The sequence below is a fragment of the Sphingobium sp. RS1 genome, assembly GCF_056156825.1.
The window spans coordinates 1,622,386-1,647,102 of sequence record NZ_JBLZXE010000002.1; the positions used below are offsets into that span (position 1 = coordinate 1,622,386).

Below are 24,717 nucleotides of genomic sequence, written 5' to 3' on the forward strand. Positions count from 1 at the left end.
ACGACAGCCTGAACCATCGAAGGCGCGGCCCGCCTGATTGACAAAGCCAGGCCAGCCGACAATGACCAGCCGATAGTGCCCCGACAAATCGTGACAGTGAAAGGACATAGCATGTTCGCCAGCCCCATGGCCGCCCGGATGGATCGCCATGCCTTCGCTGATGCGATGCTGCGCGCCAATGGCGGGAACTGGCCGGATATGGAAGGCCTGATCCGCGACCTCTATGTCGCCCATGCCCGGCCGGGCGATTGCATGCTGGATGTGGGTGTCAACCATGGCGGGCATTTCAACCAGATGGCCCAGGCAGTCGGCGAAAGCGGCCACGTCATCGGAATCGAAGCCGCGCCGGAACTCGTCAAACGGACATGGGAGATTTTCCGGAAACATTATCCCCACCTCCTCTCCCGCATCACCCTGCATCCCCACGCCGTGTCGGATCAGCCGGGGGAAGCCAGCTTCTACTTCAGCAAAATGAACGATTCCGGCCTCAGCGGCCTCGCCAATCGCACCGTGCTTGCCCATGGCGAGGTCGAGGAGATCAAGGTCGAGGTGCGCACCATCGATTCCTTGCTGGATGACGCCTTCATCGCCCTGCTGCGCTTTGCGAAGTTCGATATCGAAGGGGCGGAATATCATGCGTTCAAGGGCGCGGAACGCGTGCTGCGAAGCCAGCCGATCCTGACGTTCGAATGGGATACCAGCGCGCCACGCTATTTTTCTTACCAGCCCGAAGATTTGTTCAATTGCCTTTCCAGCCACGCCTATAAAATCTACGACCTGTTCGGGTTCGAATATAAATCCACCGCCGAACTGGTCGATGCGCGCGTCTGGAACTTCGTGGGCGTACCCTTCGGCATGGATGCCGCCCACATCATGCAGCCCAGTATCAATACGTTGGCCAGGGCCTTTCCCGACATCGTCCATTGAGGCAGCGCGGCATGACCGGCCTTGTCGCGCCCATGCTCTTCGCCCCCGAACCGATGCGGCGGCGGATGGCGATCACGCCCTTTGCCGGTGGCGCGCCGATCCGGGCGGAGCGAGAATAATAGTTTTGCCTTTCATTTGAGCAACGAACCATTGCGCGGTCCGCCGCCGCATTGACGGATTGGCGCAAATCGGGCAGCTTCCCGTACGGAAGTCGATAAAAATCGACGCCACGGAGAGGATGCCCCATGAACCGAATTCGCCCGAATTCCGGAAATGCCTTTCATCGGCTGCTGGTCCGATGCCTGGCGGAACAACATCAACCGACGGACGAAGAGATCGATCTGGTCGCCGGCAAGATATGGCACGAAAGCTATGGATCGCTGACCGGCCAGCCCTGGCCCGACGTCACGCCGGACAGCGATGCCCACCGGCAGATGATCGGTGCGGCGAAAATGGCCCTGCGCCCCCAGCTTCGCTGCGAGGCGAGCGCGCGCTAGGGGCCATTCCACGCCCGCCTTCGTCACACCAGCTCACCCCGTGACAGGGCGGGCGTCGGGATCGACACGATCGACCCGCCTCCCCCCTTCTCTTCCACTTCCTCCCTTGCGCCGGGTCGACATCCCGCCATGCTTGCGCCAAAGACGACGGCATGTTCGGCCTGCTCGCGTCCACCCTCTTCGTCCTGATCTGGTCCACCGGCTTCATTGTCGCGCGGGCCATGGTGCCGCACGGCGCGCCCGAACTGATCCTGGCGATCAGGCTGACCGCCACCACGACGCTGTTGGCGGGCGCCGCCTTCTACGCGCGACAGGCCTGGCCCAGGGGACGGCGGCTGGCACTGCATCTGGCCGCCGGGGCGATGCTGCACGGCTTTTACCTGACATTGAGCTGGTGGGCGGTGAATAACGGCATGCCGGCCGGGATCATGGCCCTGCTGGGCGCGCTCCAGCCGCTGATGGTCGCGGTGGCGAGCGTGGCGTTGCTGGGCGAGCGGTTGCCGGGCCGTGCCTGGGGCGGCCTTGCGATCGCCATCGCCGGCGTGGGCTGCGTGCTGATGCCGGCGCTGGAGCGGAGCGGCGTGGGCGGCATCGCCATCCTGCCTGCCGTTGCGGGCATGATCGCGGTGCTGGGCATGGCTGGCGGCACGCTGATCCAGCGCGGCGCAATCGCGGGGGACGGCATCGCCGTGTCGGGCGCGGTGCAGAATGGCGGCGGCGCGCTGGTGGCGATCGCCGCCACGCTGCTGATCGGCGACTATCGCTGGGACGGCACGCCGATATTGTGGCTGGGCCTGGGCTGGTCGGTGCTGGGCCTGTCGGCGGCGGGCCTGTCGCTGCTGGTGTGGCTGGTGCGGCATCAGGGCGCGACGCGCACGTCGATGCTGCTGCTGCTGGTGCCGCCGCTCGCCGCGATCGAGGCATGGCTGCTGTTTGGCGAGCGGCTCGGTCCCGTGCAACTGCTCGGCTTTGCGCTGGCGCTGGGCGGCGTGCTGATCGGACGGTCGCCGGACAAGAATGGCAAGGACGAACCGGCGGAGCCGGCCTGACCGGCATGCCCGTCCTTCGAAAGGTTCAGGACGAACGCATCTTGCAGGCTGCCGTCGTCACATAAGCGTCATCCGCTGCAACATCGCCGTCATCATCGGGGGCTATGGGACGGCATGAGCAAGAAGCTGCCCTCCCTTCCCGCCCAGGCCGCCGACATGCGGATGCAGATGGCCTTGCGGCAGATCGATTTCGGCGCCGCCGCCGCGCGGGCGATCGCACCGCCGCCAGCGCCTGCTCCCGCCCAAGCGACGGAAGACATGCTGGCCCGCAAACGGCGCGACTGGCTGATGGAGGTGCAGGAGCGCCAGCGGGCCTTGTCACCCTATGCGTCGGGCTTGTTCACGGCGGAAAATCTGTCGGGTGAGGATTTCCTGCATAATTTCTACGCGCCCGGCCGTCCCGTCCTCATCAAGGGCGCGATTGCCGACTGGCCTGCGCTGGAGCGCTGGACGCCCGACTATCTGGCGGAGGTCGTCGGCGATGCGGAGATCGAATATCAGGGCGGCCGGTCGAGCGCACAGGATTATGAATTGAAGAAGGACAGGCATCGCAAGCGCGCGCCTTTCCGCCAGTTCATCGCGCTGGCGCGCAAGGGCGGCAATGACGCCTATCTGACCGCGTCCAACAGCGCCGCCAACGGGCCGGCCCTGCGCCCGCTGGAGGCTGATCTGGCGCCGATCGACGCCTATCTGACGCGCGCGCCGGGCATGTTGTGGATCGGCGGCGAAGGCAGTTTCACGCCGCTGCATTTCGACCTGACCAACAATCTGCTGGCACAGGTGACGGGGACGAAGCGGGTGACCATCATCCCGCCGTCGCAGACGCATCGGCTGGCGCATCGGTCGCATGTGTTCAGCGAAGTGCGCGACGTGACCGATGAGGCGCGGCTGAAACTCCACCCGCAGGCGCGCGACGTGCTGCGTTACGACGTGCTGCTGTCGCCGGGCGACCTGCTGTTCGTGCCCATCGGCTGGTGGCATCAGGTGCGGTCGGAAAGCTTTGCGACCATGCTGACCTACACCAATTTCCATTGGCCCAATGTGGGCCATGAAAATTACCCGGCAGGGTAATCCCCCCGTCGACCGATCAACCCTCGCGCAGTTGTTCGTGGTGGCGGATCACTTCGTCGATGATGAATCGCAGGAATTTTTCGGTGAAGTCGGGATCGAGCTTCGCGTCCAGCGCCAGCTGGCGCAGGCGGGCGATCTGGCGATCCTCCCGGCCGGGATCGGCGGGGGGCAGGTCGTGAGTCGCCTTATGCTCGCCGACGGCCTGGGTGATCTTGAAACGCTCGGCCAGCATGAACACCAGCGCCGCGTCGATATTGTCGATACTCTCGCGATAGCGCTGCAATGTCTCGTCCACTTGGGCCTCCGGTTCCAGATGGCGCGCTTTTTGCCGCATCCGCCGCCTTGTGCAAGCTATTCCCGCTTGCCTTTCACATTTTGCACCGCCACATGGGCGCGTCATGACAGCACCTGCCCCCGGTAACGTCCACCCGATCGGCCGCGCCAACGCCGCGCCCTCGCTCGCCCCCATCATGTCGCTGGTCGCCGACGGCATGAACCAGGTCAATGCCGTGATCCTGGACCGGATGCAGTCGCGCATTCCGCTGATCCCGGAACTGGCCGGCCATCTGATCGCGGGCGGCGGCAAGCGCCTGCGGCCGATGCTGACTTTGGCCTGCGCCGATCTGGTCGGTTATGCGGGATCGCGCCATTACAAGCTGGCCGCTGCGGTGGAGTTCATCCACACCGCCACGCTGCTGCACGACGATGTCGTCGATGGCTCCGGCCTGCGTCGGGGCCGCAAGACCGCCAACATCATCTGGGGCAACAGCGCCAGCGTGCTGGTAGGCGATTTCCTCTTCTCCCGCTCGTTCGAATTGATGGTCGAGGCGGAATCGCTCAAAGTCTTGAAGATCCTGGCCAATGCGTCGGCCGTGATCGCCGAGGGCGAGGTCAACCAGCTGACGGCACAGCGCAAGATCGACACCAGCGAAGAACAATATCTGGACATTATCGGCGCCAAGACTGCCGCCCTGTTCGCTGCCGCCTGCCGCATTTCCGCCGTGGTCGCCGACCGTAGCGAGAGCGAGGAGCAGGCGCTGGACGTCTATGGCCGGAACCTGGGCATCGCCTTCCAGTTGATCGACGATGCGATCGACTATGAATCGGACGGCGCGACCATGGGCAAGGATGCGGGCGACGATTTCCGCGACGGCAAGGTGACGTTGCCGGTAATCCTGGCCTATGCGCGCGGCAGCGACGAGGATCGCGCCTTCTGGAAGGCGGCGATCGCCGGCCACAAGATCAGCGACGAAGACCTGGCCCACGCCACCGGGCTGCTGCGCCAGACCGGCGCGATCGCCGACACGCTGGCGCGGGCGCGCCATTATGGCCAGCGCGCGATCGACGCGCTGGGCCGGTTCGATGCCGGTCAGGCCAAAGCGGCCCTTACCGAAGCGGTCGAATTCGCTATCGCACGGGCTTATTGAGGTTTTTGGGCGCCTGATCGTTCGATCAGACGCCATCCCCTGACGAAGAAAGTACAGGGCTTCGACAGGCTCAGCCCGAACGGGTCAGAGGGCGGAGCCGGACTCTGCCCATGATCCTGTCCCCCGAAACCATCGCCTTCCTCATGGCCGCCGCAACGATGGCGGGCTGTATCGATGCGATGGCGGGCGGGGGCGGCCTGATCGCCCTGCCCGCACTGCTGGCGGCCGGCATACCGCCCGTGCAGGCCGTGGCGACCAACAAGTTGCAGAGCAGCCTTGGCACCTTCGGCGCCTGCGTCGCCTATGCGCGGCGCGGGCATATGGATCTCAAAACCTATAAATGGCCGGTGATGGCGGCCTTTGCCGGATCGGTGGCGGGGGCATGGCTGTTGCAGCGGGTCGATCCGTCGATCCTGGCCGGACTGATGCCGGCGCTGCTGATCGCGCTGGCCGCCTATTTCACCTTCTCGCCCAAGCTGAGCGATGCCGATCGTAATGCGCGAGTCGGCATGGCGGCGCTGTCAGGGCTGATCGGCGTGGTTGGTTTCTATGACGGCTTTTTCGGGCCGGGCGCCGGCGCCTTCTACACGACCATCTTCCTGGCGCTGGGTGGCCTGTCCATCCTGCGCGCGACGGCGCAGACCAAGGCCGCCAATCTGGCGAGCAATGTCGCGGGGCTGCTGACCATGATTGCGGGCGGCCATGTGCTGTGGATCGCCGGCCTCGCCATGGCCGTGGGCAGCATCACCGGCGGGCAGATCGGTTCCTATCTGGCGATGCGCTTCGGCTCGCGGCTCATCAAGCCGTTGCTGATCGTCATGTCGCTGGCGCTGACCGCCAAGATGCTGCTGGACCCGAAGAACCCGATCCACATCTACCTGTTCGGATAGCTCATTCCGCCTGCACCAGCGTCGCCACGCGGCGATGCAGTTCGTCCACGGCGAAGGGCTTGGTCAGCACCTCCATGCCATGTTCGATATGGCCGTGATTCAGCACTGCATTTTCGGCATAGCCGGTCACGAACAATATCTTGAGATCGGGGCGCAGCGCGCGGGCGGCATCGGCGACCTGGCGCCCGTTGAGGCCGCCGGGCAGGCCGACATCGGTGATGAGCAGATCGATCCGCGACCGGGTTTCCAGAATGCGCAACCCCGCCGGCCCGTCCGCCGCCTCCAGGCAATGATAGCCAAGATCGGTCAGCGCATCGACGATCAGCATGCGGACCGAAGGTTCGTCATCGATCACCAGCACGGTTTCGCCTGCATCCGCCTCCACCGGCGGATCGCTGACGATGGCATCCTCGACATCCTCCTCGCCGCGATGACGGGGCAGATAGATGCAGACCATCGTGCCCTGACCGGGCTCGGAATAGATGCGGACATGGCCGTTGCTCTGCCGCGCGAAGCCATAGACCATGGACAGGCCAAGGCCCGTCCCCTGCCCGATCGGCTTGGTGGTGAAGAAGGGGTCGAAGACGCGGTCGATGATCGCCTTGTCGATGCCGGTGCCGGTGTCGCTGGTACAGACGGTCACATATTGGCCCGGCGTCAGCCCATGATCGCGCGCGGTGCGATCATCGAGCCAGCGATTCCCCGTCTCGATGGTGATCTTGCCGCCACCCGGCATCGCATCGCGGGCGTTGATGCAGAGGTTGAGCAGCGCATTTTCAAGCTGGTTGACATCCACCAGCGCCGGCCACAGGCCGCTCGCTGCGATCGTCTGCACCTCGATCTGCGGACCGACGGTGCGGCGCACCAGTTCGGAAAAGTCGCCGAGCAGGCGGTTTATGACCGTCGGCTTGGGCGTCAGCGTCTGGCGACGGGAGAAAGCGAGCAGACGATGGGTCAGCGCCGCCGCGCGGCGGGTGGCGCCCTGCCCGGCGGTCAGATATTTGTCGACATCGGCCGTGCGCCCCTGCGCCAGCCGGACCGCGATCATTTCGAACGCACCGGAAATGCCAGCGAGCAGATTGTTGAAATCATGGGCGAGGCCGCCGGTCAACTGCCCCACCGCCTCCATCTTCTGCGCCTGACGCAATGCGCTTTCGGCCTTTTCACGCTCTTCCAGCGCCTGCGCGATGCGGGCTTCGAGCGTTTCATTGAGTGCCTGCTGCGCCCGCTCTGCCCTGATGCGGTCGGTAATGTCGTTGAACAGCACCGCGACCTGGCGGTTTTCGAACGGCCCGACGCGGAAAGAGGAGACTTCGAGATAATGACCGGTCGCCTCCAGTTCGCGCTGGAAACGGATAGGCTTGCCGCTGTGGAGAACACCGCCATAAAGCTCGACCCAGCCATCGGCTTCCGCCGGGACCATTTCGCGCAACTTCTGCCCCACGACGTTGGCGATGCCGGCATGGCGTTCATAGGCAGCGTTCGCCTCGACATGGATATAGTCGCTCAGCGGGCCATGCGGGCCATCGAAAAACTCGATGATGCAGAATCCCTCGTCCATCGTTTCGAACAGGGTGCGATAGCGGTCCGCATCGTCCAACTGGCTCGCCATTCCCCGTCTTTCCTCGCACGATATGATCTGCATCAACCTCTGTGCGCCCAACGTGCGGATTGGCAACTCTTTCCCGCATATCGAACGATTTTTACCGCGCCTTGCACTGATCGCCGATTGGCGCGAGAGGAGGCGCGATGAGCGACCTTCCCATTCACGCCGTTCTGCCCGACCTGCTTGCCGCGCTGCGGGTGGGCAGCAATGCCGTGCTGGTGGCGCCACCGGGCGCGGGCAAGACGACGGCGGTGGCCCCGGCCCTGCTGGACGAGCCATGGTGCGACGGGCAGGTCTTGCTGTTGTCGCCGCGCAGGCTGGCGGCGAGGGCAGCGGCGGAACGGATCGCCGAGATGATGGGCGAGCAGCCGGGCGGCACGGTCGGCTATGCGACGCGGATGGACAGCAAGGTTTCCGCCAAGACCCGGCTGCTGGTGCTGACCGAGGGCATATTCGTGCGGCGGATACAGGATGATCCGGAGCTGGCGGGCGTGTCGGCCGTGCTGTTCGACGAAGTGCATGAGCGCAGTCTGGACAGCGATTTCGGGCTGGCGCTGGCGCTGGATGCGCAGGAAGCGTTGCGGCCGGATTTGCGGATCGTGCCGATGTCGGCGACTTTGGATGGGGGGCGCTTTGCCTCGCTGCTCGATGGCGCACCGGTGATCGAGAGCGAGGGGCGCATCCAGCCGCTCGAATTGCGCCACATCGGCCGCGCGTCGGAAAAGAAGATCGAGGATGAGATGGCCGCCGCCATCCGTCAGGCCCTGACCGAAGAGGCGGAGGGCGACCTGCTCGCCTTCCTGCCCGGCGTGCGGGAGATCGAGCGGACGGCGGAACGGATCGAGGTTGGTCCCTATGAGGTGCATATGCTGCACGGCTCGCTCGATCCGGGTGCGCAACGAGCAGCGATTAGGCGTTCGCGCGATGGGCGGCGCAAGGTGATCCTTGCCACATCGATCGCGGAAACCAGCCTGACCATCGACGGCGTGCGGATCGTGGTGGATAGCGGGCTGGCGCGGCGGCCCCGCTATGACCGGGCGGCGGGCGTCACGCGACTGGTGACGGAGCGGGCCAGTCAGGCGTCGGCGACCCAGCGCGCGGGCCGCGCCGCGCGGCAGCGGCCCGGTGTCGCCTATCGACTGTGGGAAGCAGCGGCGACAGCCGGCATGCCTCCCTTCGATCCGCCGGAGATATTGGAAAGCGACCTGTCCAGCCTGCTGCTCGATTGCGCGCTGTGGGGTGTGAGCGATCCGGGCGCGCTGCGCTGGCTTGATGCGCCGCCGGCCGCTGCCGTGGAGGAAGCGCGGAGGCGGCTGACCGTGCTGGAGGCGCTGGACGCGGACGGGCGGATCACGGCGCATGGGAAGCTGCTGGCGAAATTGCCGCTATCCCCACGGATCGCGCATATGCTGGTGCGGGCGGGCGAGATGGGGCTGGCGGAAGTCGCGGCCGAGGTCGCCGTGCTGCTGGGCGAGCGTGGAATTGGCGGGCAGGATACCGATCTGACGCTACGACGGCAGCGCTGGCGGCGCGAAAGCGGCAAGCGTGCGGATGCGGCAAGAGGATTGGCGAAGCGGTGGGCGAAGCTGGTCCCCAGCGAGCGGAGTGCGGCCTTTGGCGAGCATCAGGTCGGCATCGCCCTCGCCCTTGCCTTCCCCGATCGGGTGGCGAAACGCCGTTCCGCCGATGGCGCGGACTGGGCGAGCGTTGGCGGGCGCGGCTTCCGGCTCGATCCTCTGTCGCCACTGGCGCGCGAGCAATGGCTGGCCGTCGGCGAGGTGCAGGGCAGCGCGGCGGGCGCGCGCATCCTGTCCGCCGCACCGATTGACGAGGCCGACGTGATGGCTCTGTTTGGTTCGCGGATCGCCGAGCATCGCACCGTCAAATTCCGCTCCGCCAATGGCGGGATAGAGGCGTTGCGGGAACGGCGGCTGGGCGCTGTACGGCTTTCCTCCGGATCGGACGACAAGCCCGATCCCGATGCCGTGGCCGCTGCTCTGGCCGAGGGCGTGCGGCAGGGCGGGCTTTCGCTGCTGCCATGGTCAGAAGCGGCGCGGTCACTGCGGATGCGCGGGGAATTTGCGGGATTGGAGGCGTTGTCCGACGCAGCGCTGATCGAGACGCTGGACGACTGGCTATCCCCGCTATTGGCGGGCAGGCGGCGACTGTCCGATATCGACCGGTCGCAATTGTCGGGCGTGCTGGAAGGCCTGATCGGCTGGGACGGCAAGCAGCAACTCGATCGGCTCGCGCCGCCCGATTTCCGTTCGCCCGCCGGCAGCAGCCATGCGATCGACTATGCCGCCGAGGGCGGGCCGCGCGTGGAACTGCGCGTGCAGGCGCTGTTCGGCCTGTCGGAACATCCGACCGTAGGAAGCCAGCGCATTCCCCTGGTCCTGTCCCTCACCTCGCCGGCCGGGCGACCGATCCAGACGACGCGCGACCTGCCGGGCTTCTGGGCGGGCAACTGGCGCGACGTGGCGAAGGAAATGCGCGGGCGCTATCCGCGCCACCCCTGGCCCGACGATCCGGCAGGTGCCAACGCCACATTGCGCACCAAAAATGCCGATGCGCGGCGGAACTCTTGACTTCACGGCGGCCATTGGTGCAACGCAAAATGACGAATTTACGGAGTCCTTCGCGATGAACGCGCGCATTTACCAGATCCAGAAGAACGCCCTCCAGTCCGGCAAGGCGCTGACCCACAAATGGGTGCTGGAATATGCGCCCGCCGAAGCGAAGAAGGCGGATCCGCTGACCGGCTGGGCTGGTTCGGGCGACACGCAGCAGCAGTTGAAGCTGAGTTTCCCGTCGCAGGAGGCCGCCGTCGCCTATGCGGAAAAGAAGGGCGTGCCCTACACCATTATCGCGACCCCGCCCAAGACGCTGAAGTTGCAGGCCTACGCCGACAATTTCCGCTGATCGGTCTATTTTTGCTTGCACATTCGGGCGCGATGCTGCCCGATTGACGCCTTATTCGCTTGCCAAAGGGCAGGCTGAGGCGGCAAATGCCGCGCTTTGACGGAAAGATTTTGACGATAATGACGGATCGCAGCGCAATTTTCGACAGCGTCGCCACGCAGATCGAACCCTTCAACAAGAAGGGCGTCGCACTGACCGAGGCCACCACCTTTGCCGGCGACCTGGAGTGGGACAGCCTGACGGTGATGGATTTCGTCGCGGCCATCGAGGATGAGTTCGACATCATCATCACCATGAACATGCAGGCCGAAATCGAAACCGTGGGCCAGCTGGTCGACGCGGTCGCCAAGCTGAAGGGCTGAACGCTCTTCCTCCTTCCGTTCGGTTCGAGCTTGTCGAGAACCATGTGCTGATGGTTCTCGACAAGCTCGAACCGAACGGCGGTTTTGACTTGAACGGAATTTCTCTATGACCGACGCCGCCATCGCCACCGAAACCCGCGACCTGTTTTCCAAATTCGATCCGCTGATCAACGAGCGCGAGGCGCTGCTGGCGACGGGCGTGCGCGATCCCTATGCGATCGTCATGGACCAGGTGCTGTCGCCCACCCGCGCGATCATCAAGGGCAAGGAAACGATCCTGCTCGGCACCTATAATTATATGGGCATGACGTTCGACCCGGATGTCGTCGCGGCGGGCAAGAAAGCGCTGGACGAGTTCGGCGCGGGCACGACCGGCAGCCGCGTCCTGAACGGCACCTATCAGGGCCATAAGGAAGTCGAGGACGCGCTCAAGGAGTTCTACGGCACTTCCGGCGCCATGGTCTTTTCGACCGGCTATCAGGCGAACCTGGGCATCATCTCCACCCTCGCGGGCAAGGGCGACTATGTCGTGCTCGACGCGGACAGCCATGCGTCCATCTATGATGGCTGTGGCCTCGGCAATGCGGAGATCGTCCGTTTCCGCCACAACAGCGTCGAGGATCTGGACAAGCGCCTTGGCCGCCTGCCCGCCGACGCGCTGAAGCTGGTCGTACTGGAGGGCGTCTATTCGATGCTGGGCGACGTCGCCCCGCTGCCCGAAATGGTCGCCGCGATCCGCAAGCATCCCAATTGCATGATCCTGTGCGACGAAGCGCATGGCATGGGCTTTTTCGGCCCCAATGGCCGGGGCGCTTATGAAGAACAGGGCGTCGAGGGCGAGATCGACTTCGTGGTCGGCACCTTCTCCAAATCGGTCGGCACCGTCGGCGGCTTCTGCGTATCGAATCACCCCAAGTTCGAAATCCTGCGCCTCGTCTGCCGTCCTTATGTCTTCACCGCATCGCTGCCGCCCAGCGTCGTCGCCACCGCCGCGACCAGCATCCGCAAGCTGATGCATGCCGGCGAAAAGCGTGCGCATCTGTGGAAGAACAGTCAGCGGCTGCACAAGGGGCTGAGCGACCTTGGCTTCAAGCTGGGCAGCGCCACGCCGCAATCGGCGATCATCGCGGTCATCCTGACCGACCAGATGCAGGCCGTCGCCATGTGGCAGACGTTGCTGGAGTTGGGCCTCTACGTCAACATGGCCCGCCCGCCGGCAACCCCGGCCGGCACCTTCCTGCTGCGCTGTTCACTGTGCGCCGAGCATAGCGACGAGCAAGTGACGCAGATCATCGGGATGTTCGAGGCTGCCGGCAAGGCGACCGGCGCGATCGGCTGATACGCCAAAGCATCGCAAAACGACCGGCGGAGCCATGGGTGCGGTGGATTGCCGCCCATCCATGGAACTTTTCGACGGCGATGTTTCGCGGTTAACCTTGTTCGGCTAGTGTAACGGTCAATGGCCGATACCGATCTTCATGACGATCCATTGCAAGGGTGGCGTGCGTTCAGCCGACGCGCGCTGCCGCTGCTGCTGGGTGCCCTGCTGATCGGATCGCTGGGTGCACTCATCTACAGCGCCAGCAATGCATCGCGCGATCATGCGCAGGCGTTGGCCGAGCAGCAGAGCAGCTTCGAGGTCATTGCCCTGGCGCGCGGGTTCGAAGCGCGGGTGGCCCGCGCGGAAGTGACGCTCGCCCGTTACGTCATCAGCCTGGACCCCGATACCGGCCGCCTGTTTCAGGACCAGTGGCGCGGCGCCGCCAGCCAGTTGAAGGCGCTGAGCTATGCCACGCGCGAGTCCGGCTGGCAGAAGGGCAATGTCGCAGCCCTGCGCTATGCCTTCATCGCGCGCGGCAAGACGCTGAGCGAGATCGGCCTGCGTACCACCTACGATCAGAAGATGGCGGCGCTGGCGCGTTTTCATCAGGCCGGCAAGAGCCAGGATCTGCGCCGCATCACCGCCCTGCTCGACCTGGTCATCACGGCCGAGAATAATCGGCTGAAGGAACGCAGTCTGGCGGTGACGCTGGCCGGCGATCGCAACGAATGGGTGGGCAAGACATCGCGGCTGGTCGGGCTGGCGATGCTGGTGTGCATATTGTTCGGCCTCTGGTTCGCCAACAACGCCTGGCGCGAGCGGCGTCAGGCGCGGCGGTTCGCCGAGGCAGAAGGCGAGCGCGCCGACCGGCTGGCAGCCGCCGTCGCGGCGCGCACGGCCGAACTGTCCGACGCCTACGACCAGTTGAAGCGGGAATCGGCCGAGCGCGCCGCGGCTGAGGACCATTTGCGCCAGATGCAGAAGATGGATGCCGTGGGTCAGCTAACCGGCGGTATCGCGCATGATTTCAACAATATGCTGGCGGTGGTGGTCGGCGGACTGGAACTGGCCAAGCGCAAGATGGCGCTGAAGCCCGACGAGGCGCACCGGCATCTGGACAATGCGATGGAGGGCGCCAACCGCGCCTCTGCACTCACCCGGCGGCTGCTGGCCTTCGCCCGGTCGGAGCCATTGCTGCCAAGTGCGGTCGATCCCGATGGGTTGCTGCGCGGCATGGCCGACCTGATCGACCGGACGATCGGCGACCAGATCATCGTCCATTTCGCGGAAGGGGCAAGCGGCTGGCGCATCTTTGTCGACCAGCATCAGATGGAAAATGCGATCCTGAACCTGTGCGTCAATGCGCGCGACGCCATGGAAGGGCGCGGACGGCTGACGCTGGCGACTGGACAAGCCCTGCTGTCCGACGGCGAGATCGGCGAATGCGCGGCGGGCGACTATGTGACCGTCAGCGTGACCGACGATGGATGCGGCATGACGCCGGAGGTACTGGCGCGCGTGTTCGAACCCTTCTTCACCACCAAGCCGGTGGGCAAGGGTACGGGCCTTGGCCTCAGCCAGATTTTCGGCTTCGTGCGGCAGTGCGGCGGCGAGATCCGGATCGATTCGACGCCCGGCATCGGCACCGGCGTCCATCTGTACCTGCCGCGATCGGCCGGTGCGGAGGAGGCGGTGGATGCAGAGGCCAGCTTCGCCCGTACACCGGTGGAGCAGCCCCCGACCCGCATCCTGGTGGTCGAAGATGATGTGCGGGTGCTCAACCAGACGATGGCGGCCTTGGCGGAACTCGGCCACCTGCCGATCGCCTGCGACCATCCGGCCAAGGCGGCCAAGCTGCTCGCCAGCCATGGCGATGTCGGCCTCATCATCAGCGACGTGCTGATGCCTGACATGACCGGGCCGGAAATGGTCAAGGCCCTGCCCGCCTGTTTCCGCCACCTGCCGGTGCTGTTCGTGACCGGCTATACCGGCGATGGCAATGACAGCGCCGATTTCGAAGGGCATGCGGTGTTGCGCAAACCTTATACGCTGATGGCGCTGGGGCAGGCGCTTGGCCAGACGCTCAGCGTATCGCGCCACCCCGGAACAGCCGCGGCAGCAGAGTGACCGCGCCCAGCAGCGGCCAGCGTCGCTGCCAGGGCTTGATCTCGATCTTCGTGCCGGCATGGCGGTTGATCTTCCACGCCAGATAATCGATGCCGCCGACATAGGTGAAGCTGGCCTTGGCCAGCCGCGTGACCGACAGCCGCTTGCCGCGTCGCTGTAGCCGGCGCCAGAGCGCGGGTGCGTCGGCAGGAGACGGTGGCAGGCCATCGGCCAGCGCCGCCTCTCCAAAGCGGCGATAACGATCAGGATCGGCATCTACGATGGAAAGCGAACGGCCCGTCTTCTCGGCCCTCAGTTCCGCATTATAGGTCAGCGCGAAGCCGGCTTTCCACAGGCCAAGCGCATCCTCCTGCCCTTCAGCCATGGGCCGGGCGAGTGATAGCAGTGTCGGCGCGGCCTGGGCTACGGCGGCAACGGCACGCTGACGGGCAAGATCGTCCGAGGCCCAGAGCAGGCGCGATGGTTGGGCAAAGCGCGCCCAGACCGAGACATTGTCGGCGACCGGGCTGTTGAGCCGCGCAAAATCAGCTTCGGACAGGACCGCATATTTCGCGATCAGGCCATTATGTTCGAACGGAAAGACATTGGGCGGGATCAGCCGGTTGGCAGTGGCCAGCCAGCCTTTGCCGTAGGCGGTCGGATAATCCGACACGATCAGATAGAAATCAAGCATCAGCCCGTCGAGATTCTTCTCCCGCAGGCAGGAGCCGTAGAAGAGGACAGCGCGAGCGGCGGTGCAATATTGCGCGGCGAGCGCCCCGGCCATCGCCGCGGCGCGCGGATCGGCCGGCGCGGAGAGTTCGGCGGTGACGAGGGGGAGAAGTGTGTTGGGCATGGGATTATGCAAAAAGCTCTAAACCATATTCCGTTCGGGCTGAGCCTGTCGAAGCCCTGCTCTTGTCTTCAAGAAAGTGCGGCCCCCTCCGGCGAAGCGCAGGACAGACTTCGACAAGTTCAGGGTGAACGGTGTTTAATGCTATCTCTTATGAAAGAGCAATGACAGGTTGTTCGCGGGCATGTCGATCAACCGGTCGAACGTCAGCCCTTCTGCCTGGGCCGCCGCGATCACATCCTCCATTGCGCGAAGGCCCCAGCGCGGGTTGCGGGCCTTCAGCGAAGCGTCAAAGGCAAGATTGCTGGGCGCTGTTTCTACGCCTGTGCGAGTGTAGGGACCGTACAGATAAAGGAGGCCGTCCGGCGGCAGCGCTGCCCCTGCCCTCTTGAACAGGCCAAGTGTCGCTTCCCAAGGCGAGATATGCACCATGTTGATGCAAAGGATCGCGTCGGCCTTCGCCATCGGCCATTCGGTGCTGGCATCCAGTTGTATGGGCGAGCGGAGATTGGGCAGGCTGGCTTCGGCACGCCATGCGGCAATCGAGGTCAATGCGGTCGGATCAGGATCGGTTGGTTGCCAGTCGAGGTTCGGGAAAGTGGCGGCGAAATGGACGGCATGTTCGCCGCTGCCGCTCGCCACCTCCAGCACGAGGCCAGAGGATGGCAGGGCATCGCGCAGGACCGCGACGATGGCGTCGCGATTACGCTCCGTTGCGGGGGCGCGGCGTTTGCCCGCGACAGCAGGGCCGGAACCCGGTTGCCAGGGTTCCGGCCGGTTCGTCATTCGGCGGCGACCGCCAGCGCAGGATCGGTCCAGGTCAGGATCGGCTTGCGCGCGGCGAGGGTTTCGTCGAGGCGACGGCGCGGAGCGTGATAGGGCGCCCCCTTCAACGCTTCATCCCCGGCCTTGGCGCGTTCGGCGAGGTTGCGCAGCGCCATGATGAACTGGTCGAGCGCGGCCTTGCTTTCCGTTTCGGTCGGTTCGACCAGCATCGCACCATGGACGACCAGCGGGAAATACATGGTCATCGGGTGGAAGCCTTCGTCGATCAGGCCCTTGGCGATGTCGAGCGTGGTGAAGCCGTCGGCCAGCCCCTTGTCGCTGAACAGCGCCTCATGCATGCACGGCCCTGCCCCGCCGAACGGCGCGTCGAGCACGTCATCCAGACTGCGCAGGATATAGTTAGCGTTCAGCACCGCGTCGCTGGCGACCTGACGCAGGCCGTCCGCGCCATGGCTGAGGATATAGGTCAGCGCGCGGGTGAACATGCCCATCTGGCCATGGAAGGCGACCATGCGGCCGAAGGTCTGGGCGTGGTGATCCTCCGCCGTTTCTTCCTCGACCAGCACGAACTTGTCGTCCTGCTTTTCCACGAAAGGCAGTGGTGCGAAGGGCGTAAGCGCTTGCGACAGCACGACCGGACCGGAACCGGGACCACCGCCACCATGCGGCGTCGAGAAGGTCTTGTGCAGGTTGATGTGCATCGCGTCGACGCCCAGGTCGCCGGGGCGGACCCGGCCGACAATGGCGTTGAAGTTCGCGCCGTCGCAATAGACGAAGGCTCCGGCTGCATGGACCGCATCGGAAATCGTCTTCATGTCGCGTTCGAACAGGCCGCAAGTGTTGGGGTTGGTGATCATCACCGCCGCAACATCGGGGCCGAGGCGCGCCTTGAGCGCTTCGAGGTCTACGCGGCCATCCGGGGTCGCCGGAATATCCTCGACCTTGTAACCGCAGAAGGCAGCGGTGGCGGGGTTGGTGCCATGCGCGCTTTCGGGGACAAGGATGACGCTGCGCGCATCGCCACGCGCTTCGAGGGCAGCGCGGATCGCGAGCAGACCGCAGAGTTCGCCATGGGCGCCCGCCTTGGGCGACATGGCGACCGAATGCATGCCGGTCAGCGTCACCAGCCAGGCGGCCAGCTCATGAATCACCGCCAGCGCGCCCTGCACCGTTGACTGCGGCTGCAGCGGATGGATGTCGGCAAAACCGGGCATCCGCGCGACCTTTTCATTGAGGCGCGGGTTGTGCTTCATGGTGCAGCTGCCCAGCGGGAACAGGCCAAGGTCGATGGCATAGTTCTGGCGCGACAGGCGGGTGTAATGGCGCACAGTTTCCTGCTCCGACAGGCCGGGCAGGCCGATGCTGTCGGTACGGGCGAGCGCGCCGAGGCGGCTGGCAACTTGGGGCGCTTCGGCGAAATCGACGCCGGTGGTGTCGGTCGATCCGATTTCGAAGATCAGCTTTTCTTCCAGCATCAACGCGCGATTGCCGGTGGCGGTTGCGGGGGCCATATGGGCGTCCTCGACGGCTTGCGGGGTGGTCGGGCGACCTTCCTTCAACATGGTCATGCCAGTTCCTCCTCAAGCGCGGCGGCAAGGGCTTCGATATCCTCCGCCGTGACGGTTTCGGTCACGGCGACGACGAGGCCGTTGCCGATCTGCGGCGCATCCGGGAACAAGCGGCCGAGCGACACGCCGGCCAATATGCCCTTGTCAGCGAGGGTGCGGACGACGTCGCGCGCATCCTTCGTCAGGATCAGCGTGAATTCGTTGAAGAAGCTGTCGTTCAGCAGCGTGACGCCCGGCACCTTGGCAAGGCGATCGGCAGCTTGGCAAGCGAGGCCGTGGTTGAGCGTCGCGAGTTCGCGCAGGCCACGTTCGCCGAGCAGCGTCATGTGGATGCTAAAGGCGAGCGCGCACAGACCCGAATTGGTGCAGATGTTCGACGTGGCTTTCTCACGGCGAATATGCTGCTCGCGGGTGGAGAGGGTCAGCACGAAACCGCGCTTGCCCGCGGCGTCGACGGTTTCGCCGCACAGGCGACCCGGCATCTGGCGGACATATTTCTGCTTGCAGCCGAACAGACCCAGATAGGGTCCGCCGAACTGAAGGCCGACGCCGATCGACTGGCCTTCGCCCACGACGATGTCTGCACCCATATGGCCGGGCGCCTTGATCGCCCCAAGGGCAACCGGCTCGGTGACGACCGCAACCAGCAGCGCGCCGGCTGCATGGGCGGCGTCGGCGAGCGGGGTCAGGTCGGCGATGCGGCCGAGAATATCCGGGTACTGGACGACGACGCAGGACGTGTCCTTGTCGATCGATGCGATCAGCGCGTCGATGTCGGTCGCGGCGTCCAGCGTGGGCGCTTCATGCACCAGCGCGTCGCCGGTGAACTTCGCCATGGTGTTGGCGACCGAAACATAATGGGGATGCAGGCCCGACGAGAGCAGCGCCTTGCCGCGCTTGGTGATGCGGCGGGCCATGCCGATCGCTTCCCAGCAGGCGGTCGAGCCGTCATACATGGAGGCGTTGGCGACATCGACGCCCAGCAGGCGGGCAACCTGCGTCTGGAATTCGAACAGCACCTGCAACGTGCCCTGCGCGATTTCCGGCTGATAGGGCGTGTAGGCGGTCAGGAACTCGCCGCGCTGGATCAGATGATCGACGCTGGCGGGGACATGATGCTTGTATGCGCCCGCGCCCAGGAAAAAGGGCGCCTCCCCTGCCGACAGATTTTTCCGCGCAAGCGCGCCCATGTGGCGCTCGACCGCCAGTTCGGTGGCATGATCGGGCAGGCCGGCGATGGTGCCGGTCAGGCGGGCTTCGACGGGTACATCAATGAACAGGTCATCGATGGACGACGCGCCGATGACGGACAGCATGTCCTGCCGGTCGGTGTCGGTAAGGGGTAGGTAGCGCATGTATTTCTCCACTCCCCTCCCTTTCAAGGGAGGGGCCGGGGGTGGGTCCGCCGCGCCAGCGGCGGCTCTTCGGGACAGGTTCGAGGCTCCCTACGGTCGCCACCCACCCCAACCCCTCCCTTGAAAGGGAGGGGCTAGATCAGGATCAAAGGCTCGCCACGAACTTCTTGTAGGCGGCTTCGTTCATCAGGCCGTCCAGTTCGCTGGTGTCGGCGATGCGCAGCTTGAAGAACCAGCCATCTTCCTCGGCATCGCTGTTGACCAGCGCCGGCTCGTCTTCCAGCGCGCCGTTGCTTTCGACGACTTCGCCCGAGATCGGGGCATAGACGTCGGACGCGGCCTTGACCGATTCCACGACGGCGGCGTCGTCGCCCTTTTCGAAAGTCGTGCCTTCGGCGGGCAGTTCGACGAACACGATGTCGCCAAGCTGTTCCTGCGCATAGTCGGTGATGCCGACGGTGGCGATTTCGCCCTCTACGTCGATCCATTCATGTTCGTCGGTGAAATAACGGCTCATGATGTACTACCCCTTCGAAAGAAAAGACTCAGGCCTTGCGGCGGTAACGATGCGGAACGAACGGCATCGGCGCAACCACAGCAGCGATGCGCTTGCCACGGACTTCGATTTCCAGCGCGGTCCCTTCCGCGCTGTACGGCAGGCTGACCCAGCCCATCGCGATCGGCGCGCCCACGCTGGGCGCAAAGCCGCCGGACGTCACTTCACCGACCTGCGTCGCGCCGACATGGATCGTCGCGCCTTCGCGGGCCGGCAGGCGGCCTTCGATCTTCAGACCGACACGCCTGGCACCGGGGCCGTCGGCCAGTTCCTTCATCACGCGGACATGGCCGATAAAGCCGCCCTCCTCGCGCCGGCGCTTCTGGATGGCGAAGCCCAGGTCCGCGCCGATCGTGCTGACGGCGGGCGACAGGTCATGACCATAGAGCGGCAGGCCGGCCTCCAGGCGCAGCGAATCCCGCGCGCCCAGACCGATCGGCTTGACCTGCGGCAATTCGCACAGTGCATCGGCCAGCAGGGTCACGTCGTCGGCGGGGATGCTGATTTCAAAGCCGTCCTCGCCAGTATAGCCCGAACGGCTGATCCACAGCGGAACGCCGCGCCAGGTGAACAGGCCGGACTGCATGAAAATGAGGTCGGCCGTCTCGGGGATCAGCGCGGCCAGCGCCTCGCCCGCTTCCGGCCCTTGCAGCGCCAGCAGCGCCTGATCGGCCATGTGGTTCATGACGACCTCGTCGGGCAGATGCTCGATGATCCAGCCGATATCGTCATATTTTGTCGCGCCGTTGACGACCATGTAGATGGCCGCGCCGTCAAAGGCATCAGCGCCGACGCGCGACACCATCAGGTCGTCGAGGATACCGCCTTCTTCGTCCAGCAGCATCGAATAGCGCTGGCGGAAAGGCTTCAGTCCTTTGATATCGCTGGGCAGGATGCGTTCGAGCGCCTCGTCCACGCCTTCCCCCGAGAAGGTGAGCTGACCCATATGGCTGACATCGAACAGGCCGGCATGTTCGCGGGTCCAGCTATGTTCGGCCATGATGCCTTCATACTGGATCGGCATGTGATAGCCGGCGAAACCGACCATGCGCGCGCCACGGGCGCGGTGCCAGGCATCGAGCGGCAACGCTTCGAGCGGCAGTTCCTCTTCGAGGGTGGCGATATCCTTATTGCCGGACATGAAGGCGTCCTTTCCGTGCGAGTGACTGGCGACGGACGCGCTGGCCCGGAGTCGGACCGCTGGCGTCTGCCACCCCCTCTGTCACGGAACCTGAGAGCTTTGACCAGCGGCCCTGCGGCCACATGGCTTACCCCTTCGGTGGGACGGAAATCCGTCCGCTTTCCAGAGTGCCTTGCGCGCGATGCGGTCCTTTAACCTGAGAGATTCCGGGGCGGTTGCTCCTTCGGTGATGGGGTGGCCTTCAAGACTTCCCATGCTCTCCCGCATCGTGCCCGGCGAACGAATCCGCCGGAGACACTATGTGCATTGCGTCAAACGCAGCGGCGCGTCAATTGCCTGGCTGTTCTTCTTTTGCCAGACGGGCTGCCATGGCGCGGTCGGATCGGTCAGGCTCAGGGCGAACGGCGGTCAGGACTGGAATTACGCCTCCTCCACCATCTTGCCGTAAATTTCCGCATGGCGCTTTTCGGCGTAACGATCCGTCATGCCGGCGATGAAGTCGCCGATGTGGCGGCTGCGGGTCGGCTCCGTCAGCGCGCAATCGTCGCGCCATTCGGCCGGCATCAGCGCCGGATCGGCCTGATAGGCCGCGAACAGGTCGGTGACGATCACGCGTGCCCGGTCGGCCGCCGCCAACTGTTCGGGATGATGGTACAGGGTCGCATACATGAAGCGCTTGAGGTCGCGTTCCTGCGCGGCCAGTTTCGGTGAGAAGGCGACGAGCGTACGGCCGAGTGCGCGGACGTCCTCTACCGTCTCGACGCCGGACTCTGCAATATTGGCGCTGGTTGCGGCGATCAGGTCATTGGCCATCACGCCGATCTGTTCGCGCACCAGTTCACGCAGCAGCCGGTCCTGCGGCACATCGGGATAGCGGGCGCGCACCCGATCCCAGCAGGCCTGCACCAGCGGCACCGCGAGCAACTGGTCAAGCGTCAACAGCCCGGCGCGCAGGCCATCGTCGATATCATGATTGTCATAGGCGATATCGTCGGAAATCGCCGCCAGTTGCGCCTCCAGCGAGGCGTGGCTGGTAAGGTCTAGCGGAAACAGCCCGTCCAGTTCCCGCATCGCCCAGCCGGGATGGTCGATCGGGCCATTATGCTTGGCCAGCCCTTCCAGCATTTCCCAACTGAGATTGAGTCCCCGGAAACGCGGATAGGGGCTTTCCAGCAGCATCAGCGTGCGCAGCGTGTGGGCGTTATGGTCAAAGCCACCATGCTCTTCGAGCGCCTGCTCCAGCGCATCCTCCCCCGCATGGCCGAAGGGGGGATGACCGATGTCGTGCGCAAGGCAGAGCGCTTCGGTCAGATCCTCATTGAGGCCCAGCGTCCGCGCGGTGGTGCGGCCGATCTGCGCGACTTCGAGGCTGTGGGTCAGGCGAACGCGGAAATGATCGCCGTCGGGCGACACGAACACCTGCGTCTTGTGGCGCAGGCGACGGAAGGCGATGCTATGGATGATCCGGTCGCGGTCACGCTGAAACATGTCACGCGGCCCCCGCACCTCCCCGCCCGGTTCGGCATGGAGGCGGCCACGGCTGGCATCGGGATGGCAGGCATAGGAAGCAAGCGTCGTCATGCGACGGCTGTTAGCTGATTATCGGGCCGGTTTGAACGGCAATGGCGAGGCCGCGGTTTTGGGTGGGAAGCGGAATGGCGGGTTTCGAGCATCAAATGCCCGGTGAACAGCCGTTGAAACTTTACTGATCTGAAAGCCACTCAAACCGCTTTTCTAGGAATTCCATAATTTTGATGAGCACAAGAAATTCGATTATGGCAATGGCACCGACAGTCAGCATCAGGGCGTCCTCTCGTAGTTGCGACGCCAGCCTGATTATTAATATATGTATCAACAAAGCAGCCCCTGACGAGCATCCAAAGGCAATCCAGAACCAGCCCCTATGGCGATAAGTCCAACAGCAAATTGCTATCATGGCGATGACGACAAAACCAATATATACAGCCAATGCCGAGATCGTTGGAAGAAAGGCGCAGAACAGAAAGAACATTGGCGCTGCGCAAAGTCCTGCAAGATAACCAGTAGATTGTTCAGGCCAGTTGATGCGCGACAATATTTTCAAGCTCCAGAACCGCATTCTATGGCAGCTTTCTGCACCTTGCAAAGCTGAAATCAACGACCGCAATTCGTCGTCAGCCGACCTTCCGCCCCGTCACTCCCCGGCCAGCTTCTCCACTACTTCGCCCGCTTCGCTGCGCCAGGCGAAGACGTCGGCGCCGTCCTTCTTCAGGCTGGTTTCCAGTTCCTTGGCGCGGGTGAAGCTGGCGAAGGGGCCGACCAGCAGGCGATTGGTGCGGCCCCAGCTGGCGCTCCACGCGCCCTGCGGCGCCAGGATCGTGTATTTCTTGCGCAGCCCCTTCATGGTGAAGCCGAGCGCGCCCTTGCTCTGGCCGACACCGACCTGAAGCCAGTTGCGCGAGGGGTTGGCGGCCAGACGCTTCTTTTCTTCCGCCTCGGCCTTGGCCTTCGCATCGGCTTCCGCTTTTGCCTTGGCGGCCGCGTCCTTCTTCGCCTTGTCAGCAGCGGCCTTGGCCGCAACCTGACGTTCGGCGCGGCGGGCAGCCTGGATGGTCGCGACCTCGTTCAGGTCGACCGCCGCGACGGTCGACTGGCGCTCGGTATCCGGCACGTCGATGGCGCGAATGATGTCAGCCAATGTGCGGACCATTTCCGGGTCGGGCTGCTGGGTGGCGGCAGGCGCCTCGGTCGCCGAAGACGGGGTAGCGGGCGCCGGGGTCGGCGCAGCCGGTGGCGCCTCATCCGGTGCCACGGTCGCAGGCGGCGGGGCGGGCGTGGAGGCCTGTGCCAAGGTGATGGCGTTCAGTTGCGAACCGCTGTTCGATGGCGGCGTCTGCGACGGCGTGGCGCGCGGCGAGCCATTGTCGATCGATTCGAAACCGGGCGCGGGCGGCCCCTGCACCGAGCCTTGCGCCGTCATGGCGGAGGCAGTCGCCTGCTGCGCCGATGCGGTGGTGGATGGCGGCGGCGAAGGGCGCGGCGTGGCCCCCGGCAGCGGCTGGACCTGCGGCCGGGCTTGCGGCACTGGCGGGACAGTCGGCCGGGACGCGGGCTGCGACAGGATCGGCTGGCGGGCCGGCTGCTGAACCGGGGGCGTCGTATCCGCCTGCGCCATGCGTGTCTGTTCAGGACGGGTTTGGGCCGGGCCAGTTTGCGCGGAACCGGCTTGGGCCGTGCTGCTCTGGGCCGTCTTAGTCTCAGCAGGACGGCGCGCAGCGGCCAGCCGCTCTTCCCGCGCCTTGCGGGCGGCTTCGCGCTGCTGGCGGCGCTGCTCACTGCGGCTGAGCGGCTTGGTCTTTTCCGGTGTGGCCGCTGCGACCGCGACCGGCTTGCTGGCCGGAACGGCAATGCCCGGCGCCGGTGGGGTCGGGATGATCGCGGCGATGCTGGTGCCGATCTGCTGCGGGAAATGGCCGAAATGCACCGCCGCCGCTTTCTGCGCGGCGGTCAGATAGGGCATTTTCTGCATATAGGGGGTGATGGCACCCGCCAGTTGCGCGGGCATGGTCTGCTCCGCCACCTTCTTCGCGTCGGCCTGCTTGTTGTTCATCGCCAGGATGAAGGCCTTGTAGCGCCAGGCGGCCCGATCGCTCTTGTACAGCAACGGCTCCAGCACCTTGTCCGAAGCGGCCACCTGCCCGGAAATGCCGAGCGAAGCGGCGTAGCGGCGCACCAGTTCGTCATCATTGGGCGTGCGTTGCAGGGCCGCCTGATAGTCCCGTTGCGCACCGGCCTGATCGCCGGTCATGTCCTTGGCCAGACCGCGATCGGACAGGATGGTGCTGTCTGGATAACCCAGCCGCCCCGCCTGATCGAACAGGCGCAGCGCCTCGACCGGGTTTTGCAACTTGAGCATGACCCGCGCCAGGCCCGCCTTGATCCGGCCGTTGCCGCTCTCGATCGCGTCGGCGCGGGCATAGAAGCCGGCTGCGGCGCGGGGATCGTCCAGCGCCAGCGCGGCCTCCCCGGCCCCGATCAGCGCGGCAACGTCGCGCGGGTTGGAAGCGAGCCGCGCCAGATTGGCGTTGAGGTCGGCGGCGCCCAGCGGGCGGACAAGCTGGGACTGATCGAGTTGCGCCTGCGCCATGCCCGCCGGCAACGCGCCGGCGAGGCAAAGTCCGAGAATCCAGGGAGAAGTCTGTTTCACATCCGGGCCTTAGAGCGTCCTGCGGTCGGCCGGGACAGCCGGCGGCTGGCAGAACGCGGAAAATAAAAGATATTCAGGACATTGTCCGATTCAA

22 protein-coding genes and 1 riboswitch are annotated in these 24,717 nt (G+C 65.0%); of the genes, 11 read left to right on the forward strand and 11 right to left on the reverse strand.

What is annotated here, in order from left to right:
- Positions 1–111 precede the first annotated feature (111 nt).
- From ACNHGR_RS09500 to ACNHGR_RS09515, 4 genes are all read left to right on the forward strand, one after another.
- Entirely contained in the window at positions 112–927 is an 816-nt protein-coding gene (locus tag ACNHGR_RS09500) for an FkbM family methyltransferase (RefSeq protein WP_475285665.1), read from the forward strand.
- Positions 928–1,172: 245 nt separating this feature from the next.
- Positions 1,173–1,424 (forward strand): hypothetical protein, encoded by a 252-nt coding sequence (locus ACNHGR_RS09505; protein WP_184266719.1) that lies wholly within the window; start codon positions 1,173–1,175, stop codon positions 1,422–1,424.
- 152 nt (positions 1,425–1,576) lie between these two features.
- Complete coding sequence (locus tag ACNHGR_RS09510; RefSeq protein WP_475285667.1) at positions 1,577–2,473, forward strand: DMT family transporter; 897 nt, start codon at positions 1,577–1,579, stop codon at positions 2,471–2,473.
- Between the two features lie 114 nt (positions 2,474–2,587).
- Positions 2,588–3,544 (forward strand): cupin-like domain-containing protein, encoded by a 957-nt coding sequence (locus tag ACNHGR_RS09515; protein ID WP_475285669.1) that lies wholly within the window; start codon positions 2,588–2,590, stop codon positions 3,542–3,544.
- A 16-nt stretch (positions 3,545–3,560) separates the two neighbouring features.
- On the opposite strand, the gene ACNHGR_RS09520 is transcribed toward ACNHGR_RS09515, so the two are convergent.
- Positions 3,561–3,839 carry a chorismate mutase gene (locus ACNHGR_RS09520; protein ID WP_184271935.1) on the reverse strand — a complete coding sequence of 93 codons (279 nt, stop codon included), beginning with the start codon at positions 3,837–3,839 and terminating at the stop codon, positions 3,561–3,563.
- Positions 3,840–3,942: 103 nt separating this feature from the next.
- Between ACNHGR_RS09520 and ACNHGR_RS09525 the strand changes: the two genes are divergently transcribed.
- Positions 3,943–4,971 (forward strand): polyprenyl synthetase family protein, encoded by a 1,029-nt coding sequence (locus ACNHGR_RS09525; protein ID WP_475285671.1) that lies wholly within the window; start codon positions 3,943–3,945, stop codon positions 4,969–4,971.
- Positions 4,972–5,081: 110 nt separating this feature from the next.
- Positions 5,082–5,861, forward strand: coding sequence for a TSUP family transporter (locus ACNHGR_RS09530; protein ID WP_475285673.1), 780 nt, complete (start codon positions 5,082–5,084; stop codon positions 5,859–5,861).
- A 1-nt stretch (position 5,862) separates the two neighbouring features.
- Here ACNHGR_RS09530 and ACNHGR_RS09535 read toward each other — a convergent pair whose 3' ends face one another.
- Positions 5,863–7,473, reverse strand: a complete 1,611-nt coding sequence (locus tag ACNHGR_RS09535) for an ATP-binding protein (RefSeq protein WP_475285675.1) — start codon at positions 7,471–7,473, stop codon at positions 5,863–5,865.
- Between the two features lie 137 nt (positions 7,474–7,610).
- Here ACNHGR_RS09535 and hrpB point away from each other — a divergent pair, with 137 nt between their 5' ends.
- From hrpB to ACNHGR_RS09560, 5 genes are all read left to right on the forward strand, one after another.
- A complete protein-coding gene (gene hrpB / locus ACNHGR_RS09540) occupies positions 7,611–10,055 on the forward strand; it encodes an ATP-dependent helicase HrpB (RefSeq protein ID WP_475285676.1) in 2,445 nt (814 codons plus the stop codon).
- A 55-nt stretch (positions 10,056–10,110) separates the two neighbouring features.
- Positions 10,111–10,389: an ETC complex I subunit gene (locus tag ACNHGR_RS09545; RefSeq protein WP_475285678.1), complete on the forward strand. Its 279-nt coding sequence runs from the start codon at positions 10,111–10,113 to the stop codon at positions 10,387–10,389.
- 119 nt (positions 10,390–10,508) lie between these two features.
- A complete protein-coding gene (locus tag ACNHGR_RS09550) occupies positions 10,509–10,751 on the forward strand; it encodes an acyl carrier protein (protein ID WP_184266752.1) in 243 nt (80 codons plus the stop codon).
- 106 nt (positions 10,752–10,857) lie between these two features.
- Positions 10,858–12,090 carry a serine palmitoyltransferase gene (gene spt, locus ACNHGR_RS09555; protein WP_184266755.1) on the forward strand — a complete coding sequence of 411 codons (1,233 nt, stop codon included), beginning with the start codon at positions 10,858–10,860 and terminating at the stop codon, positions 12,088–12,090.
- Positions 12,091–12,210: 120 nt separating this feature from the next.
- A complete protein-coding gene (locus tag ACNHGR_RS09560) occupies positions 12,211–14,199 on the forward strand; it encodes an ATP-binding protein (RefSeq protein WP_475285680.1) in 1,989 nt (662 codons plus the stop codon).
- On the opposite strand, the gene ACNHGR_RS09565 is transcribed toward ACNHGR_RS09560, so the two are convergent.
- From ACNHGR_RS09565 to ACNHGR_RS09605, 9 genes are all read right to left on the reverse strand, one after another.
- Positions 14,156–15,034, reverse strand: a complete 879-nt coding sequence (locus tag ACNHGR_RS09565) for a hypothetical protein (protein WP_475285682.1) — start codon at positions 15,032–15,034, stop codon at positions 14,156–14,158. The two genes, ACNHGR_RS09560 and ACNHGR_RS09565, sit on opposite strands and share 44 nt — an antisense overlap.
- Positions 15,035–15,175: 141 nt before the next feature.
- Positions 15,176–15,817, reverse strand: a complete 642-nt coding sequence (locus tag ACNHGR_RS09570; RefSeq protein WP_475285684.1) for a DUF938 domain-containing protein — start codon at positions 15,815–15,817, stop codon at positions 15,176–15,178.
- Positions 15,814–17,385, reverse strand: a complete 1,572-nt coding sequence (gcvPB, locus tag ACNHGR_RS09575; RefSeq protein ID WP_475285686.1) for an aminomethyl-transferring glycine dehydrogenase subunit GcvPB — start codon at positions 17,383–17,385, stop codon at positions 15,814–15,816. The genes ACNHGR_RS09570 and gcvPB overlap by 4 nt, the downstream gene beginning before the upstream one ends.
- Entirely contained in the window at positions 17,382–18,740 is a 1,359-nt protein-coding gene (gcvPA, locus tag ACNHGR_RS09580) for an aminomethyl-transferring glycine dehydrogenase subunit GcvPA (protein ID WP_475285688.1), read from the reverse strand. The genes gcvPB and gcvPA overlap by 4 nt, the downstream gene beginning before the upstream one ends.
- A 145-nt stretch (positions 18,741–18,885) precedes the next feature.
- Positions 18,886–19,257, reverse strand: a complete 372-nt coding sequence (gene gcvH, locus ACNHGR_RS09585) for a glycine cleavage system protein GcvH (protein ID WP_475285690.1) — start codon at positions 19,255–19,257, stop codon at positions 18,886–18,888.
- A 28-nt stretch (positions 19,258–19,285) separates the two neighbouring features.
- Positions 19,286–20,437, reverse strand: a complete 1,152-nt coding sequence (gene gcvT, locus ACNHGR_RS09590) for a glycine cleavage system aminomethyltransferase GcvT (RefSeq protein ID WP_475285692.1) — start codon at positions 20,435–20,437, stop codon at positions 19,286–19,288.
- Between the two features lie 174 nt (positions 20,438–20,611).
- Positions 20,612–20,711: riboswitch (glycine riboswitch) on the reverse strand.
- A gap of 146 nt (positions 20,712–20,857) precedes the next feature.
- Positions 20,858–22,018, reverse strand: a complete 1,161-nt coding sequence (locus ACNHGR_RS09595) for a deoxyguanosinetriphosphate triphosphohydrolase (protein WP_475285694.1) — start codon at positions 22,016–22,018, stop codon at positions 20,858–20,860.
- 121 nt (positions 22,019–22,139) lie between these two features.
- Positions 22,140–22,511, reverse strand: a complete 372-nt coding sequence (locus ACNHGR_RS09600) for a hypothetical protein (protein ID WP_475285696.1) — start codon at positions 22,509–22,511, stop codon at positions 22,140–22,142.
- A gap of 99 nt (positions 22,512–22,610) precedes the next feature.
- Positions 22,611–24,623 carry a tetratricopeptide repeat protein gene (locus ACNHGR_RS09605; RefSeq protein WP_475285698.1) on the reverse strand — a complete coding sequence of 671 codons (2,013 nt, stop codon included), beginning with the start codon at positions 24,621–24,623 and terminating at the stop codon, positions 22,611–22,613.
- Positions 24,624–24,717 lie beyond the last annotated feature (94 nt).